At 65.9% G+C, this 16,100-nt stretch carries 14 protein-coding genes; 10 read left to right on the top strand and 4 right to left on the bottom strand.

Annotation, left to right across the window (positions count from 1 at the left end; genetic code table 11):
* Window positions 1-142 precede the first annotated feature (142 nt).
* The 4 genes from VL52_RS18220 to hemP are packed head-to-tail and all read right to left on the bottom strand — an operon-like array spanning window position 143 to window position 4,369.
* Window positions 143-934: a heme/hemin ABC transporter substrate-binding protein gene (locus VL52_RS18220; protein WP_046158366.1), complete on the bottom strand. Its 792-nt coding sequence runs from the start codon at window positions 932-934 to the stop codon at window positions 143-145.
* A complete protein-coding gene (locus VL52_RS18225) occupies window positions 924-1,958 on the bottom strand; it encodes a hemin-degrading factor (RefSeq protein ID WP_046158367.1) in 1,035 nt (344 codons plus the stop codon). Before VL52_RS18225 ends, VL52_RS18220 begins: the two co-directional genes overlap by 11 nt.
* A 49-nt stretch (window positions 1,959-2,007) precedes the next feature.
* Window positions 2,008-4,137: a TonB-dependent hemoglobin/transferrin/lactoferrin family receptor gene (locus VL52_RS18230; protein ID WP_046158368.1), complete on the bottom strand. Its 2,130-nt coding sequence runs from the start codon at window positions 4,135-4,137 to the stop codon at window positions 2,008-2,010.
* A 58-nt stretch (window positions 4,138-4,195) separates the two neighbouring features.
* Window positions 4,196-4,369, bottom strand: coding sequence for a hemin uptake protein HemP (hemP, locus tag VL52_RS18235; RefSeq protein WP_046158369.1), 174 nt, complete (start codon window positions 4,367-4,369; stop codon window positions 4,196-4,198).
* Window positions 4,370-4,752: 383 nt separating this feature from the next.
* On the opposite strand from hemP, the gene VL52_RS18240 reads away from it, so the two are divergent.
* The 10 genes from VL52_RS18240 to VL52_RS18285 all read left to right on the top strand — a co-directional run bounded on the left by VL52_RS18240 (window position 4,753) and on the right by VL52_RS18285 (window position 16,095).
* A complete protein-coding gene (locus VL52_RS18240) occupies window positions 4,753-5,481 on the top strand; it encodes an S-methyl-5'-thioinosine phosphorylase (RefSeq protein ID WP_046158370.1) in 729 nt (242 codons plus the stop codon).
* 307 nt (window positions 5,482-5,788) lie between these two features.
* Window positions 5,789-6,559, top strand: coding sequence for a glucose-1-phosphate cytidylyltransferase (gene rfbF / locus VL52_RS18245; protein ID WP_046158371.1), 771 nt, complete (start codon window positions 5,789-5,791; stop codon window positions 6,557-6,559).
* Window positions 6,544-7,602, top strand: coding sequence for a CDP-glucose 4,6-dehydratase (gene rfbG, locus VL52_RS18250; protein WP_046158372.1), 1,059 nt, complete (start codon window positions 6,544-6,546; stop codon window positions 7,600-7,602). The genes rfbF and rfbG overlap by 16 nt, the downstream gene beginning before the upstream one ends.
* A gap of 16 nt (window positions 7,603-7,618) precedes the next feature.
* Window positions 7,619-8,932: a lipopolysaccharide biosynthesis protein RfbH gene (gene rfbH / locus VL52_RS18255; protein WP_046158373.1), complete on the top strand. Its 1,314-nt coding sequence runs from the start codon at window positions 7,619-7,621 to the stop codon at window positions 8,930-8,932.
* Between the two features lie 13 nt (window positions 8,933-8,945).
* On the top strand, window positions 8,946-10,433 hold the full coding sequence (locus VL52_RS18260) for an N-acetylneuraminate synthase family protein (RefSeq protein WP_046158374.1): 1,488 nt from the start codon (window positions 8,946-8,948) through the stop codon (window positions 10,431-10,433).
* 2 nt (window positions 10,434-10,435) lie between these two features.
* Complete coding sequence (locus VL52_RS18265) at window positions 10,436-12,265, top strand: thiamine pyrophosphate-binding protein (protein ID WP_046158375.1); 1,830 nt, start codon at window positions 10,436-10,438, stop codon at window positions 12,263-12,265.
* A 3-nt stretch (window positions 12,266-12,268) separates the two neighbouring features.
* Window positions 12,269-13,420 carry a class I SAM-dependent methyltransferase gene (locus tag VL52_RS18270; RefSeq protein WP_046158376.1) on the top strand — a complete coding sequence of 384 codons (1,152 nt, stop codon included), beginning with the start codon at window positions 12,269-12,271 and terminating at the stop codon, window positions 13,418-13,420.
* Between the two features lie 38 nt (window positions 13,421-13,458).
* A complete protein-coding gene (locus VL52_RS18275; RefSeq protein ID WP_235429328.1) occupies window positions 13,459-14,049 on the top strand; it encodes an NUDIX domain-containing protein in 591 nt (196 codons plus the stop codon).
* 94 nt (window positions 14,050-14,143) lie between these two features.
* Entirely contained in the window at window positions 14,144-15,256 is a 1,113-nt protein-coding gene (locus tag VL52_RS18280) for a radical SAM/SPASM domain-containing protein (RefSeq protein ID WP_046158378.1), read from the top strand.
* Between the two features lie 41 nt (window positions 15,257-15,297).
* Entirely contained in the window at window positions 15,298-16,095 is a 798-nt protein-coding gene (locus VL52_RS18285; protein ID WP_082107219.1) for a hypothetical protein, read from the top strand.
* Window positions 16,096-16,100 lie beyond the last annotated feature (5 nt).

A 16,100-nucleotide genomic window follows, 5' to 3' on the forward strand; every position in this document is an offset into this window, starting at 1 on the left:
ATCACGCGCGGCAGGCGCAGCTCGGCGACCAGCGGGTCGCCCAGATTCGGCCACGACATCTGGCCGGCGGAACTGGACAGCGCCAGCAATGGCAGCGCCACGCTGGCGACGGCCAGGCCGGGCCACAGCAGTCGGGCCCCGCTCACATCTTCACCATCCGTTCGACCACCTCCGGGCTGCCCAGGCCGATCAGCATGCCTTGCTGCGGCGGCAGCAGATAGATGCGTCCCTGCTTGCCGGCCGGCGTGGCGGCGATCTCGGGGCGTTTGGCGAAGGCGTCCTTGCCGCCGTAAGCGGCGGCGGTGTGGCTGCCCAGAATGATCACGTCGGGCTTCAACGCCAGCCAGGCGTCGCGGGCCAGCGGTTTGAAGCCGTTCAGCCCGGCCGCGGCGTTGACGCCGCCGGCGGCGCGGATCAGCGTGTCGGACGCGGTCTCGCTGCCGGCGACCAGGCTGCCGTCGTAGCTGACCAGGTAACGCAGGGCGCGGCCGGCGCGCGGCTGCATGCCGCGCTGCCAGTCGGACGCCAGCTTGGCGGCGGCGGCGTCGCGGCCCAGCAGCGAGCCCACCTTGCGGATGGCCTCGGCGAAGTCGCGGCCATCCTCGCGGGCGCTGACTTCCTCGGCGCGCAGCTTCAGCTTCTTCAACTGCGGCCACAGCATAGGCGGCTGGGCGGCGGCGCTGCCCAGCACCAGGGTGGGTTTGAGCTTGGCGATGGCCTCGGCGTTCAGCGCGCGCGAGAACCCCACCACCTGGGCGTGGGCCAGTTCGGCTTCCTTGCTGCCGCGGTCGCGGCCCACCACCTCGCCGGCCGCGCCCAGCGCGACGACGATTTCGGCGATGTCGGGCGTCACCACCACCAGCCGCTCGGCGGCGGAGGCGATCAGCGGCAGCGCCGCCAGCAGCAGGCCGGCCAGCAGGGGCTTACGCGACATCGGCTTTCTCCAGCGGCGGCAGTTCTCCCAGCAGCTTCACCCATTCGGCGCGCTCCGGGCGGCCCGGCTTGCGCTCGCCGAAGAAGGTGGCCAGCGATTCTCCCCGCTCGTCGAATAGCTCGAGGGAGCTGACCACGCCGTTGTCGCCCGGCTTGCGGGTGACCCAGGCTTCGGCGATCAGGTCGGTGCGCAGGTGCAGGTTGAAGTTGGGGTCGAGCACGTTCAGCCAGTCGCCGACCACCTGGACGTTGCGCACCGGACCGGTGTGGATCTGGATCATGCCGCCGTTGCCGGCGAACACCATGATCGGCGCCTCGATGGCGGCGGCGCGGCGCAGCAGCTGCTCTACCGCGTCTTCGCGCACGCGCCAGGCCTGTCCCGGCGGCGCCAGACGGAAGCCCTGGCGGCGCGATACCCGCCAGCGGCGCAGAAAGGGGTGGAAGGCGTGCACGTCGCTGAGGCTGTGCCATTCGGCCTGAAAAGCGTCGCGGTCGATGGCGTCGTCGGATTGCTCGGCGGCTGGCGCGGCGGCCGGCTCCAGTTCCAGCGCGGCGGCGGGCGCGGCGAAGCGCGCCGCCAGCTCTTCGTAGGCGGCGACGTCGCTGTCGGCGGTCAGGTACACCTTGTGCACCGCCTCGCCGTGGCGGTCGAAGAACTGCAGGCTGCGCTGCACGCCGCGGGGCGTCTCGCTGAGCACCGCGAAGCCGTGGCGCCAGTGGAACAGGAAGATGCGCAGGTCGATCACCGGGTTGATGGCGAGGCCGACCTTGCCGTTGAACTCGACGTTGGCGTAATCGCCCTTGGTCTCGTGGACGCAGGCGTGGTTGCGCGTCAGCGCCATCACCCGGCCCAGCGGGGCCAGGGCGGCGAGGATGGCCTGCCATTCCGGCTGCAGCGGGGTGGCGGCCGGATCGGCGGCCACCAGCTCGCACTCGCTGACGCCCAGCGCGACGGCGGCGTCGCGGGCGCGCAGCTTGGGCTGGCTGGCTTTGAGGGCTTGGTAGCGGTCCCATAGCTGGCTCATGGTGTTCTCCTGTGGGTGCGGCAGGCGGCGCGGCCGCCCGCGGGGTGGATCAGAATTGGTATTCGACGCTGGCGCTGAAGTTGCGGCCGGGCTGGGTGTACAGATCAATCGGGTCGCTACTGGACACATTCCGCACGTCGGCGTCTTTCCAGTGCTTCTTGTCGAACAGGTTGAAGACGCCGGCGCGGATGACGGTCTGTTTCGCCGGCTTCCAGTAGGCGGTCAGGTCCAGGGTGCCGTAGCCCGGCGCGCCGAATTGGCCCGGCTGGTCCGTCTTTTTGGCGGCAGCCGTCCGCAGCAGCGCTTCGCCGCCGAAGCGGTCGGAGTCATAGCGCGCTCCCCAAACCGCAGTCAGCGGCGCCACTTCGCGCAGATGGGTGTTGTCCTGCAGGTTGCGGCCATGGGCGTAGGCCAGCGAGGCGCTGGTGCTCCAGCCCGGGGCGAAGCGCCAGTTGATCCTGCCTTCCACCCCCTTGATGTCGGTCCGGCCGATGTTCTGGTATTGGCTGGTCATCAGGCCGTTGGCGGGGGGCAGGGTGACCAGGGAGATGAAGTCGCGATAGCGGTTGTAGAACGTGGTCGCGGCAAAGTCGAAGCTGTTCCACTTGCCTTTCAAACCAAGTTCGATGCCGCGGCTGGTTTCCGATTTCAGGTTCGGGTTGGCTATCACTTGGTAGCCATAGCCCATGCCGCGATTGACGAAGACCATATTGGCCTGGTCGAACGGCGGCGCGCGGAAACCGGAGCTGAGCTGGGCGAAGGCGGTGTAGTTGTCGGCCAGCGGCAGGCTGATGCCGAGCTTGGGCGAGAACGCCTGGTCGCTGAACGACGGCACGGTTTGCGGATTGGGATTGTTAAGCAGGTAGGCGGCGTCCATCTCCGGGCGCATCTTGTAGCGGTCCCAGCGCAAGGACGGCGAAACCACGATGCCGTTGGCGAACTTGATATCGTCGCTGACAAACAGGCCCAGGCGGTCGGATTTGCTGTCCGGGAACAGCTTGCTCGGATAGCCCGGCATCAGCGAGGACGCGTTGTTCGCCGTGATCGCGTATTTGCTGCGCGGGCGCGAGGTGTCGCTGCTGCTGAGGTCGACGCCCCACAGCAACTGATGTTGCGCGTTCAGAGCCTGGAAGTTCTGCACCGCGTCCAGGCTCAGACCCACGGTTTTCTGCTCGAAGCTGTAGTCGTTGAGGGTGCGGTTGCCGTTGGCTACGCCGCTGATGTCCTTATCGCTGTTTTCCAGACGCTGTCCATAAACCTTGAGCGTCAGCTCATCCAGCGGCCCCAGTTGCTTGGCTTTCCAGGCGACGGTTCCGCGGGTGCGCTTGGTGTGGTCCTGGGCCTGGCTGTAAGGCGCGCGCGCGGTGATCTGGTTCAATAGATCGGCATCGGCGGAGCGCTGGTATTGTTCCAGCGTGAATTCCAGCCGGTTGCTCGCACTGGCGTTGGCGCCGAATTTGGCGAGGAAATTGTCGCTGTGCCAGTCTTTGGGATTGGGTTCGGTCCGGCCGGGGCCCTGAATGGCGTTTTGGCCCTGGTTTTCCGTTTCATGGCCGTTGCGGCGGGTGTAGTGCAGCAACAGGTCGCCGCGTTCCGACTTGGCGGCGACGGCGCCTGCCGCGCCCCAGCTGTGGTCTGCGGACGCGCCGAAGGTTTTGATGCTGCCTCCCACGCCTTTCTCTTCCGGGACAAAATCGTCTGCCGTCAGGGTGCGGTAGCCGATGACGCCGCCAATGGCGTCCGAGCCGTACAGGCTGGAGGTCGGGCCTTTGACGATGTCGATCGCGCGCAGGGTTTCCAGTTCGACGGCGTCGCGTCCCGATTCGTATATGCCTGGCCGGCCGCTGTAACCCTCTGGCAGGCGCACGCCGTCGATCAGCATCAGGATGCGGTTGCCGTCGATGCCGCGTATGGTCCAGCCGGCGTTGCCGCGGCGGCTGGGATCCGTCGCCACGTCGACGCCCGGTTCGTATTTCGCCACGTCGGCGATGTCGCGGATCAGGCGGTCGTCCAGCTTGTGGCGCGACACCACGGTGGCGTTGGGCGCGGTTTCCGCCAGCGGCTTCTCGCTGCGGTGGGCGGTGACCTGAACGGTCTCCATCGTCGGCGCGGTGTCGGCGAAAGCGGGCCAGGCGGCAGCCAGGCTCAATACCAGCGGGGTGGCTCGGAACAGGGCCATGGAAACTCCAGTGTCGTTGTTGTTTCCGCTGGCTGGCTGTCGGCTGGCTTGCGGTTGTTTATTTGATCAGTATCAGTTTGCCGTTGCGGGTGAGCTGCAGGCGGTAGATCTCGCCCTGATGCTCGATCAGCACTTCGCGGCCGTCGCCGAACAGCTGGCGGCTGTGCAGCAACGGCGGTGATGCGGGAGGAGCCGCTTTCACCGGGATGGTCTGAGGAGGATATGTGTTCATTTGCTAATGATAACTATTATCATTCTTATCGGCAAGGCGTGATTTATGTATCCTTCATGGGTTGGGTTTGCCGTTTAAAATGCCGATTGGCATGGATTATGGGCGGCGCGCGCCGAAACCATTCGCGCCAGATGCAGGGATTCCGTGGCGGCGATTCCGCCCGCGCTTGAAATGGGGGCATGCGCTTAGGCGGCGGCATCGTCTTTCATCGGTCTGTCGGCGATGGCGATGAAAGCCCGGCTGAGCGCGCACCGCGCACTATCCTGAAATGGCGGGATTCAGACATAATCAAGCAGACGGCAAGTGAAAGAAAGCGGGTGAGACCGTCTCTAGACCTGGAGCGATCCGGTCGATGCCCGCGCGGGAAAACAAGGGGAACGAATATGTTGGCTATCATCGGCGGCAGCGGGTTGGCCCAGCTGCCGGTACTGGACGTCACGCATCGCCAGGTAGTGCGCACACCGTACGGCGATCCTTCCTGCGCGCTGACCTTCGGCAAATTATCCGGTCAGAATGTGGTTTTCATCGCCCGCCACGGCTACGGCCATTCGCTGGCGCCGCACGATATCAATTATCGCGCCAATCTCTGGGCGCTGCACAACCAGGGCATCAAAGGCGTGATCGCCATCGGCACGGTGGGCGGCATTCGTCCGGACATGGCGCCGGGGCGCCTGGTGGTGCCCCACGACATCATCGATTACAGCTGGGGGCGTAAGCACACCTTCTTCGAAGGGCCGGAGCGGCCGGTGGTGCACGCCGAATTCACCAATCCCTATGACGCCGATCTGCGCCGCCGGCTGCGCGAGGCGATTCAGCGTTCCGGCATCAGCGGCGTGCACGACGGCGTGTATGCCTGCACCCAGGGGCCGCGGTTGGAGAGCGCGGCGGAAATCCTCAAGCTGGAACGGGACGGCGCGGACATCGTCGGCATGACCGGCATGCCGGAGGCGGCGCTGGCGCGCGAGCTGGAGCTGCCTTACGCCCACTTGTGCCTGGTCAGCAACTGGGCTGCCGGCAAGGGACATCAGCGCAGGGTGGAGTTCGACCCGGCCGTGGCGGCCAAGAGCGTGCAGGATATGATGGATATCCTGCAGGCCTGTTTCGGCAGCTGATTTCCCGCGGCGCGGACCCTTCATCCAGTCGACCGGCGGAGTCCTGTCCGGAGCGGAGCGCTCGCCTTTCTGCGAGCCGCTTCCATCTCCGGCTCAAGTGCTTCGCCGTTCGCGCCGATAAAAGCCGCAATGGACGCGCTCTCGGTGCCGCTTGCCGGCTCCGGCGCGCGATCTGGCATAAACTGACTGGAAGCCGCAGGCGGAATGCCCTCCAGAAAGCCGATCCAGCCTTGCGAAAGCCTGATTTACATTGGAATGGATTATCAAATCCATTTAATATACGCCGGGCGCAACAAGAGAGAGATGTATGAAAGCCGTGATTTTGGCCGGTGGTCTTGGTACGCGCATCAGCGAGGAGTCCCATCTTCGCCCCAAACCCATGATCGAGATCGGCGGCAAGCCCATCATCTGGCATATCCTGAAAATCTACTCCGCCCACGGCATCAATGATTTCATCATTTGTCTGGGCTACAAGGGATATGTGATCAAGGAATACTTCGCCAACTATTTCCTCCACACTTCCGACGTCACGCTGGATCTGAGCAACAACCAGATGTTCGTGCACGAGCGCCACGCCGAGCCGTGGCGGGTGACCCTGGTCGACACCGGCGAAAGCACGCAGACCGGCGGCCGGCTGGGGCGGGTGCGCAGGCACCTGGAGAACGAGCAGGACTTCTGCTTCACCTACGGCGACGGGGTCAGCGACATCGACATCACCGCAGCCGTCGAGTACCACCGCAGCCAGGGCGTGGAAGCCACCGTCACCGCGGTGCATCCGCCCGGCCGTTTCGGCGCGCTGGAGATCCGCGACGAGCGGGTGGAGTTTTTCAAGGAAAAGCCGCGCGGAGACGGCGGCATGATCAACGGCGGCTTCTTCGTGCTGAAGCCATCGGTGCTGGATCTGATAGACAGCGACGACTGCGTGTGGGAGTCGGAGCCGCTGGAGACGCTGGCGAGCCGCGGCCAGCTGGCCGCGTATGAACACAGCGGTTTCTGGCAGCCGATGGACACGCTGCGCGACAAGACCTTGCTAGAGGAGCTGTGGCAGAGCGGGGAGGCGCCGTGGAAGCTGTGGTGAACCCGGCCTTCTGGCGCGGACGCAAGGTCTTTTTGACCGGCCACACCGGCTTCAAGGGCGGCTGGCTCAGCCTGTGGCTGGCCTCCATGGGCGCAGAAGTGCACGGATATTCTTTGGCGCCGGAGCGCTCGCCGTCGCTGTTCGATGCCGCCGCCGTCGGCGGCCGGACCGCGACGACGCTGGCCGACATCCGCGACGCGGCGGCATTGGCCGACGCCGTTTGTTCCTGTCGCCCGTCCATCGTGTTCCACCTCGCCGCCCAACCCCTGGTGCGGCACAGCTACGCCGACCCGCTGGGCACCTTCTCGACCAATGTGATGGGCACCGCCAACCTGCTGGACGCGGTGCGCCATTGTCCGGGCGTCGAAGCGGTGGTGGCGGTCACCACCGACAAATGTTACGAAAATCATGAGTGGCCGTGGGCCTACCGCGAGAGCGACGCGCTGGGCGGCCACGATCCCTACAGCAGCAGCAAGGCCTGCGCCGAGCTGGTGTGCGCCGCCTACCGGCGCTCCTACCCGGGCTGCGCCCCCATCGCCACCGCGCGCGCCGGCAATGTGATAGGCGGCGGCGACTGGTCGGCCAACCGGCTGGTGCCCGACTTGTTGCAAGCCTTCGCCGAGGGCCGCTCCCTAGCCATCCGCAGCCCCGGCGCCATCCGCCCCTGGCAGCATGTGCTGGAGTCGCTGGCCGGCTACCTGAGGCTGGCCGAGCGGCTGGCAGCGGGGCAGGGCGATGCCGCGTCGGCCTGGAATTTCGGCCCGGCCGACGACAGCAACCGCCCGGTCTCCTGGATCGCCGACACGCTGGCGCGGCAATGGGGCGGCTCCGCCGGCTGGCACCGCGACGGCGGTGATCATCCCCATGAAGCGCAGACCCTGCGGCTGGACAGCGCCAAGTCGCGCCAGCAACTGGGCTGGACGCCTCGCTGGGATTTGGAGGCGGCGCTGTCGGCCACGCTGGACTGGCACCGCGCCTGGCTGCGCGGCGAAGACATGCAGGCCTTTACCTTAGAGCAGATCTCAGCCTATACGCGCGGCTGAGCAAAGAGAGCAAGACATGACTGACACAAGCCGAGAGGCCATCCTCGCCCTGGTGCGTCAATACGCCGAAGCGCGCCTGGCCCAGGCCGAGTTCATCCCCGGCCAGACCGCGGTGCCGCCGTCCGGCAAGGTGGTCGGCGCCGCCGAGGTGGCGAACATGGTGGACGCCGCGCTGGACGCCTGGCTGACCACCGGCCGCTTCAACGCATCTTTCGAAACCCGGCTGGGCGAATTCATAGGCCTGCCGCACGTGTTGACCGTCAATTCCGGCTCGTCGGCCAATCTGGTGGCTTTCACTGCGCTGACCTCGTCTAGGCTTGGCGAGCGCGCGATCAAGCCGGGCGACGAAGTGATCACCGTGGCCGCGGGCTTCCCCACCACGGTCAACCCCATCATCCAGAACGGCGCGGTGCCGGTGTTCGTCGACGTTCAACTGCCGACCTACAACATCGACGCCGATCTGCTGGAAGCCGCGCTGTCGCCGCGCACCAAGGCCATCATGATCGCCCACACGCTGGGCAATCCGTTCGACCTGGACAAGGTGGCCGCCTTCGCCCGCAAGCACGGCCTGTGGCTGGTGGAGGACTGCTGCGACGCGCTGGGCTCCACTTTCAACGGCCAAAAGGTCGGCACTTTCGGCGACATCGGCACGCTGAGCTTCTACCCGGCCCACCACATCACCATGGGCGAGGGCGGCGCGGTGTTCACCCGCGATCCGCAGCTGCGGCTGATCATGGAATCGGTGCGCGACTGGGGCCGAGACTGCTACTGCGCGCCGGGCAAGGACAATACCTGCGGCAAGCGCTTTGGATGGCAATTAGGTCAATTGCCCTGTGGCTATGACCACAAGTACACCTACTCCCACATGGGGTACAACCTGAAGATCAGCGACATGCAGGCGGCCTGCGGCCTGGCCCAGCTGGATCGGCTGGAGGGCTTCATCGCCGCGCGCAAGCAGAACTTCGCTTATCTGAGCGAGAGGCTGCAAAGCTGCGCCGAATTCCTGGTGCTGCCGGAGGCGACGCCGGGCTCCGACCCGTCCTGGTTCGGCTTCCCGCTGACGCTGAAGCCGGAGGCCCAGGTCAGCCGCGTCGATCTGCTGCACTACCTGGATCAGCATCGGATCGGCACCCGCTTGCTGTTCGCCGGCAATCTGACCCGGCAACCTTATATGCAAGGCCGGAACTACCGCTGCGCGACGCCGCTGCCGGTGACCGACCGCATCATGAACGACACCTTCTGGATCGGCCTCTATCCGGGCCTGAGCCGGGAAATGCTGGATTTCACCGTCGAGAAGCTGGAAACCTTCCTCGGCGCCAACTTCGACTAGGGAGAGGCCCATCATGAGCAAGCCGCTATTCATCTTCGAGATGGCCAACAACCACATGGGCAACGTCGAGCACGGCGTCGCGCTGATCCGCGCCATCCGCGAGTCCTGCCAGGGCTTCGATTTCGACTTCGGCTTCAAGCTGCAGTATCGCAATCTGGACACCTTCATCCACTCCAGCTTCAAGGGCCGCGACGACGTCAAATACGTCAAGCGCTTCGAGGAGACCCGGCTGCAGCCGGAGCAGATGCAGAAGCTGGTGGCCGAGATGAAGGCCAACGGCTTCAAGGCGATCTGCACCCCGTTCGACGAGGAGTCGGTCGATCTGATCGAAGAACACGGCATCGAGATCATCAAGATCGCCAGCTGCTCGTTCACCGACTGGCCGCTGTTGGAGCGCATCGCCCGCAGCGACAAGCCGGTGGTGGCGTCTACCGCCGGCGCGCGGCGCGAGGACATCGACAAGGTGGTCAGCTTCATGCTGCATCGCGGCAAAGACCTGACCATCATGCACTGCGTGGCCGAGTACCCGACGCCGGACGACCATTTGCACCTGTCGCGGATCAAAGCGCTGCGCCAGCAGTATGCCGGCGTGCGCATCGGCTACTCCACCCACGAAGACCCGGACTTGATGGAGCCCATCATGCTGGCGGTCGCCCAGGGCGCGACGGTGTTTGAGAAACACGTGGGCCTGCCCACCGACCAGTATGGCATCAACAATTACTCCGCCAATCCGGAACAGGTCCGCCGCTGGCTGGCCGCCGCCGCGCGCGCGCTGGCGATGCTGGGCGATGGCGAGGACGACGCGGTGTCGGAAACCGAGCAAGCCAGCCTGCGCTCGCTGCGCCGCGGCGTGTTCGCCACCCGCCCGGTGGCCGCCGGCGAGGCGCTGAGCGCCGACAACGTCACCTTCGCCTTCCCGCCGGTGGAAGGGCAGCTGACCGCCAACGAGTGGTCCAAATATGTCCGCTACACCGCCAAGACGCCGATCGCCGCCGACGCGCCCATCATGGCCGCCGATATGGAGCCGGTGAACCTGCGCGACAAGGTGCAGAAGGCGGTGGAGGCGGTGAAGGCATTGTTCAAGCGCGGCAAGATCGTGGTGCCGGGCCGTTCCGAACTGGAAATCTCCCACCATTACGGCATGGAGCATTTCCACGAATACGGCCTGACCATGGTGACCGTGGTCAACCGCGAGTACTGCAAGAAGCTGATCGTGATGCTGCCGGGCCAGACCCATCCGGAGCAGTACCACCACAAGAAGGAAGAAACCTTCATCGTGCTGTACGGCGAGATGACCATCTGGCTGGACGACGAGGAGCGCCAGGCGCAGGCCGGCGACGTCATCACCGTGCAGCGCGGCGTGCGCCACCGCTTCCATAGCCGCAATGGCGTGGTGTTCGAGGAGATCTCGTCCACCCATTATGTCGACGATTCCTACTATACCGACGAGCGGGTCAGCGCCAACAAGGACCGCAAGACCCGCCTGACCTACTGGATGTAAACATGGCCGCAAAACTCGTCCGCCTGGCGGACTACGTGATGGATTTCCTGGCCGCGCGCGGCGTGCGCCACGTGTTCCTGCTGCCTGGCGGCGGCGCGATGCACCTGAACGACGCGCTGGCGCAGCAGCCCGACATCCGCGCGGTGCACTGCCACCATGAGCAGGCCTGCGGCATCGCCGCCGAGGCCTACGGCCGGCTGGCCGAGCGCACCGGCGTGGCGATGGTGACCACCGGCCCCGGCGCCACCAACATTCTGACGCCGGTGGCCGGCGCCTGGATCGAATCGCTGCCGCTGTTGGTGATCTCCGGCCAGGTGAAGCGCGCCGACTTGCTGCAAGGCAGCGGCCTGCGCCAGAAGGGCGTGCAGGAAGTGGACGTGGTGTCCATGGCGCGCCCGGTGACCAAGTACGCGGTCACCGTCACCGATCCGCAAGCCATCCGCCAGCATTTGGAGCAGGCGCTGCATCTGGCGCACAGCGGCCGTCCCGGCCCGGTGTGGCTGGACATACCGCTGGACGTGCAGGCCGCGCCCATCGATCCTTCCTGCCTGCCCGGCTGGCAGCCGGAGGCGGAGGCCGCGCCGGTCAAGCAAGACTATGTCGCGGCCATCGCCGATCTGCTGAAACAGGCCGAGCGGCCGCTGATCCTGGCCGGCCACGGCGTGCGCATCGCCGGCGGAGCCGACGCGCTGCGCCAGTTGAGCGAGAAGCTGCAAGTGCCGGTGGCCGCCACCTGGAACGCGATGGACCTGGTGCCGTGGGACAGCCCGCTGTGCGCCGGCCGCCCCGGCGTGGTGGCGCTGCGGCCCGGCAACTTCGCGGTGCAGAACTGCGACCTCTTGATCGCCATCGGCAGCCGTCTCGACAACATCCTCACCGCCTACAACCCCAAGGGCTTCGCCCGCGCCGCGCGCAAGGTGGTGGTGGACGTCGACGCCGCAGAGATCGCCAAGCTGGAGATGGAAATCGATCTGCCGCTGGCGATGGACGCCAAAGCCTGTCTGGAGGGCTTGCTGGCTGATGGCGAGCGCCTGCCCAAGGCCCGCTGGCAGCCGTGGCTGGACCGCTGCGCCGACTGGAAGCGCCGCTACCCGGTGCAGGACGGCGCGCCGTTCCCGAAGAGCGGCCAGATCAGCCACTACCATTTTGTCGACGCGCTGTCCGACGCCGCGCCGGAGAACACGCTGATCTCCACCGGCAGCTCCGGCCTCGCGGTCGAGGTGTTCTACACCGTGTTCCGCAACAAGCCGGGCCAGCGCGTGTTCCTGACTTCGGGTCTCGGTTCGATGGGCTACGGCCTGCCGGCGGCGATAGGCGCCTGCCTCGGCAACGGTTCCCAGCCGATGATCGCGGTCGAGAGCGACGGCAGCCTGCAGCTGAACCTGCAGGAGCTGGCCACGCTGAAGGCGCTGCAACTGCCCATCCGCCTGTTCATCATGAACAACAACGGCTACGCCTCCATCCGCAACACCCAGCGCAATTATTTCGACAGCCGCTACGTCGGCACCGGGCCGGAAGCCGGCGTGCTGATTCCGGACGCGCTGGCGCTGGCCGAGGCCTACGGCCTGCCGGCGCTGCGCATAGCCCGCGTCGAGGAGTTGGCGGAAGGGCTGGCCAAGGTGATGGCTCACCCAGGCCCGATACTGTGCGATGTGCGGCTGAACGAGAACGAAACGCTGCAGCCCAAGGCCGCCGCCTTGCCGCAGCCGGATGGCTCGATGCTGTCGATGCCGCTGGAGGACATGTCGCCGCTGCTGCCGCTGGAGCAGTTGCGCGCGGAAATGCTGATTCCGCTGTTGCCGGCGTCGGAAGCCGCCAAGCGAGGCGTTTGAGCGATGGCCGCCGTCGACCATTGCCGCATCTGCGCGCAGCCGCTTTTTGCCGAGCCCTTGCTGGTCCAGCATGACATGCCGGCCGCGGCCCAGGGCCTGCCGACCGCCGAACAGCTGTCCGCCGACCGCGGCGTGGAATTGGCGCTGCGCCAATGCGGTGGCTGCGGCCTGGTCCAACTGGATGCCGAGCCGGTGCCGTACTGGCGCGACGTGATCCGCGCCGCCGGCATCTCGCCGGAGATGCGCGATTTCCGCCTGAAGCAGTTCGGTGGCTGGCTGAGAGACCACGGCCTGGCGGGGCGCAAGGTGCTGGAAGTCGGCTGCGGCCGCGGCGAATACCTGTCCTTGCTGGCCGATGCCGGCGCCGACGCCTATGGCGTCGAGCATCTGCCTGCGTCGGTGGAGGCCTGCCATCAGGCCGGCCTGCGGGTGGAGCGAGGCTTCGTCGACGGCCCGGACACGCGGCTGGCGGCCGGCCCGTTCGACGGCTTCATGATCCTGAATTTCCTCGAGCACATCCCCGCCGCCCACCTGACCCTGCAAGGCATCGCCGCCAATCTGGCCGACGGCGCCGTCGGCATGGTGGAAGTGCCCAACTTCGACATGATCCTCGAGAAGGGCCTGTTCGCCGAGTTCATCCCGGACCACCTGTTCTACTTCACCGAGCGCACGTTGGTCCGGTTGCTGGAGGCCAACGGCTTCGAAGTGCTGGATTGCAGAGCCGCCTGGCACGACTACGTGTTGTCGGCCACGGTCAGAAAGCGCCGCCCGCAGAATCTGTCCGGGCTGATCGCCTGTGAAACGGCGCTGCGCGCGTCGTTCGACGACTTCCTCGGCCGCTTCGAATCCGGCCGGGTGGCGATCTGGGGCGCGGGTCACCAGTCGTTGGCGCTGATCAGCCTGATGGGCATCGCCGGCCGCATCCGCTATGTGCTGGATTCCGCGCAGTTCAAGCAGGGCCGCTACACGCCCGCCACCCATCTGCCCATCGTGCCGCCGGAGAGGCTAAACGACGGCGAGGTGGACGCGGTGATCGTGCTGGCGGCCAGCTATAGTGCGGAAGTGGTGAGGCAGATCCGCGCCCGCCACGGCGCGCGCGTCGCCATCGCCATGCTGGACGGCGACGCGCTGCGAACCCTTGCTCCGGAGGCGTAGCCATGCCGCATCGATCATCGGTTTCGCCGGAGGCCGTCTTGCAGGCGATCGAAACCCTGCGCGAGGCGGTGGGATCGGCGCGGGACGGCCTGCCGGAAGAGGTATTCCTGTTCGTCAGCAGCTTGACGCCGATGGTCAACGTCGACCTGCTGATCCGCGACGATCAGGGACGCACGCTGCTTACCTGGCGGCACGACCGCTTCTACGGACCGGGCTGGCACATTCCCGGCGGGATTATCCGTTTCAAGGAGAGCTCGGCCGAGCGCATCGCCGCGGTGGCGGCCAAAGAGCTCGGCGTCGAGGCAGCCTTCGACCCGCGTCCGTTGTGCCAGCACGAGATCGTCAATCACAGCCGCGACGTCCGCGGGCATTTCATTTCGCTGTTGCACGAATGCCGGCTGCGGACGCCGCCGGACGAGGCGAGGCGGTTCGACCCGGCGTCCCCCCGGGATGGAGACTGGGCCTGGCACCGGCGCTGTCCGGACAATCTGATCCGGGTGCATGAGATTTACCGGGCCTTCATCGATGGCGAGCAGGGGGGCAGTCCGCTCCCCTCGGCTCAAGTTTCGCTCGGGCAGGCCGAAAATCATATAAGAAATGCTCATACAGAAAACCGGGCGGCACGCTAATCTGGCATAGCCTCTCTGATACACTCGAAATACTTGAAAAGCCTTGCCGGCGCCTGCGCGGATGGCGAGGATGGAAAGATCTGGAGATACCCACATGAATGCTCCCCTGGAAACCGCGAACTTGGCTTTGAGCCAGGCAGAGCAGACGAAACGCAATGATCTCGCGCAGCGCAAGCCGTACATCGCCGCCAAGCTGGCGCGCATCGCTGAAATGGAAGAGCGCGGGGAGATCAGCCCCATCATCCGGCTGGAGAAGAGCTATCTGTGCAATTTCAAGTGCACGCATTGCTCGGCCGAATACTATATGGACCGCCACCTGAAGAATGTGATCAAGGTGGTGGATACCCGCAGCAAGATGGAATTCGAGGACATCCGCAATCTGTCGCGCCAGGCGGACGAGCTGGGCCTTGCCCGCTTCGTGATCACCGGCGGCGAGCCGCTGGTGATGAAGGATCTGGACGATGTCGTCGCCGCCATCGATCCGGACAAGCATTATGTGATCGTCGACAGCAACGGCTGGTTCCTCGATCTGGACCGCGCCAAGCATCTCAAGTCGATCGGCGTGGAAAAGATCCAGCTGTCGCTGGACAGCTTCGTCGAGAAGGACCATGACAACTTCCGCAACAAGCCCGGCTCGTACAAGCGGGTGATCCGCGCGGTGGACGCCTGTCTGGACGCCGGCCTGAACCTGATCCTGTCGACCGTGCTGGTCAAGGGCCGGGCCAAGAGCAAGGAATTCCGCCAGATGTGCGAATACGCGACCCAGCGCGGTTTCGGCCTGTACGTGTCCTACGCCAAACCGACCGGTTCCTGCACCGAGCACCCGGAATTCGTCATCGACAAGGAAGACGCCGACATCCTGCGGCAGATGGAGAAGGAGTACAACGTCTTCACTCACATGACGCCTTCCTACGGTTCTCACAAGGGCTGCATCACGGTCAAGGGCATCATCACCGTTACCTCGACCATGGAAGTGACGCCGTGCCCGTACATCGATTTCTCCATCGGCAATCTGCGCGAAACGCCGCTGAAGGAAGTGCTGGCGCGCGGCATGCGCAACCCGTGGCTGGGGCCGCACCGCCCCGACTGCCTGATCGGCGAAGACCCCAAGTTCATCAAGATCCACACGGAAAAGACCGCGGGCGCCAAGTTCCTGCCGCTGCCGTGGGGACAGGGCTTCTCCGACGAAGACTCGCTGCACGACTGACGCCGGCACGACCCACAGAACCACGGTAAAGGCTTTACCCGATGAACGCACCAGACATGATCCAAACCGCGCAGCGTTTCGACGCCCACGGCCGCTGCCTGCCGCATGAGGCGACCCAGGCCGCCTGCCATCGCCAGACCCGGCGTTATTTCCTGCCGGCCCAGCCGGCGCTGGACTACGCCGCCATCCATCAGCGCATCGTCGGCCAGTTGGGCGACGCCGGCTTGGACGCGGCCGAGTTCGAGCGCCGCGCGCGCGCCATCCTGGCCCGCTTGGCCGCTGACGAGGCCACCCGCGGCATCCTCAACGGCCCGTACATGCCCTTCCTGCTGCCGGCCGCCAGCCACGACGACATCGGCGCGGCGCTGGAGAGCCGCTATCTGCCGGGGGTGGAGCGGGCGTACGCCCAGGCGCTGCCGGAATACAGCTTCTCCAACCATTACAAGGCCGGCTTGGCCGGCAAGCTGACCCCGGCCGAAGGCTCGCGCCATCAGAGCTTGATCGACGCGATGGCGAACGGTCCGGTGGTGGGTGTCTACTTCCCCTGCCTGCTGGAGTATTCGATTCCGGCGGCGATCGAACAGATGGCCAGCCTGCCCGGGGATTTCCTGCTGGCGGGCGGCTACGACACCGCGGCCGCCTTCATCGGCTCGCCCGACCTGCTGCTGCGCAAGGATGGCTATCCGCCGCTGTTGTGGCTGGCGGGGCTGGACAGCGAGAAAGAGGGCATCGGCTATCATTTCGAGGCTTACGGCTACGACCTCACCTTCAACCGCCGCGTTCACCAGAACATGGCGGCCGAGTACTGGGCCGGCGGCCTGGTGGTCCTGGCCGAGTAGGCGGG

It is taken from the genome of Chromobacterium vaccinii, from assembly GCF_000971335.1.
GTDB classification, from domain to species: Bacteria; Pseudomonadota; Gammaproteobacteria; order Burkholderiales; family Chromobacteriaceae; genus Chromobacterium; species Chromobacterium vaccinii.

What these genes read in the sequence shown, in the direction of transcription:
- VL52_RS18260 (WP_046158374.1), top strand. Translation starts at nt 8,946, where the DNA reads ATGAGCAAGCCGCTATTCATCTTCGAGATGGCCAACAACCACATGGGC.
- VL52_RS18225 (WP_046158367.1), bottom strand. Translation starts at nt 1,958, where the DNA reads ATGAGCCAGCTATGGGACCGCTACCAAGCCCTCAAAGCCAGCCAGCCC.
- VL52_RS18270 (WP_046158376.1), top strand. Translation starts at nt 12,269, where the DNA reads ATGGCCGCCGTCGACCATTGCCGCATCTGCGCGCAGCCGCTTTTTGCC.
- VL52_RS18240 (WP_046158370.1), top strand. Translation starts at nt 4,753, where the DNA reads ATGTTGGCTATCATCGGCGGCAGCGGGTTGGCCCAGCTGCCGGTACTG.
- VL52_RS18220 (WP_046158366.1), bottom strand. Translation starts at nt 934, where the DNA reads ATGTCGCGTAAGCCCCTGCTGGCCGGCCTGCTGCTGGCGGCGCTGCCG.
- rfbF (WP_046158371.1), top strand. Translation starts at nt 5,789, where the DNA reads ATGAAAGCCGTGATTTTGGCCGGTGGTCTTGGTACGCGCATCAGCGAG.
- VL52_RS18280 (WP_046158378.1), top strand. Translation starts at nt 14,144, where the DNA reads ATGAATGCTCCCCTGGAAACCGCGAACTTGGCTTTGAGCCAGGCAGAG.
- VL52_RS18265 (WP_046158375.1), top strand. Translation starts at nt 10,436, where the DNA reads ATGGCCGCAAAACTCGTCCGCCTGGCGGACTACGTGATGGATTTCCTG.
- rfbH (WP_046158373.1), top strand. Translation starts at nt 7,619, where the DNA reads ATGACTGACACAAGCCGAGAGGCCATCCTCGCCCTGGTGCGTCAATAC.
- VL52_RS18230 (WP_046158368.1), bottom strand. Translation starts at nt 4,137, where the DNA reads ATGGCCCTGTTCCGAGCCACCCCGCTGGTATTGAGCCTGGCTGCCGCC.
- VL52_RS18285 (WP_082107219.1), top strand. Translation starts at nt 15,298, where the DNA reads ATGAACGCACCAGACATGATCCAAACCGCGCAGCGTTTCGACGCCCAC.
- hemP (WP_046158369.1), bottom strand. Translation starts at nt 4,369, where the DNA reads ATGAACACATATCCTCCTCAGACCATCCCGGTGAAAGCGGCTCCTCCC.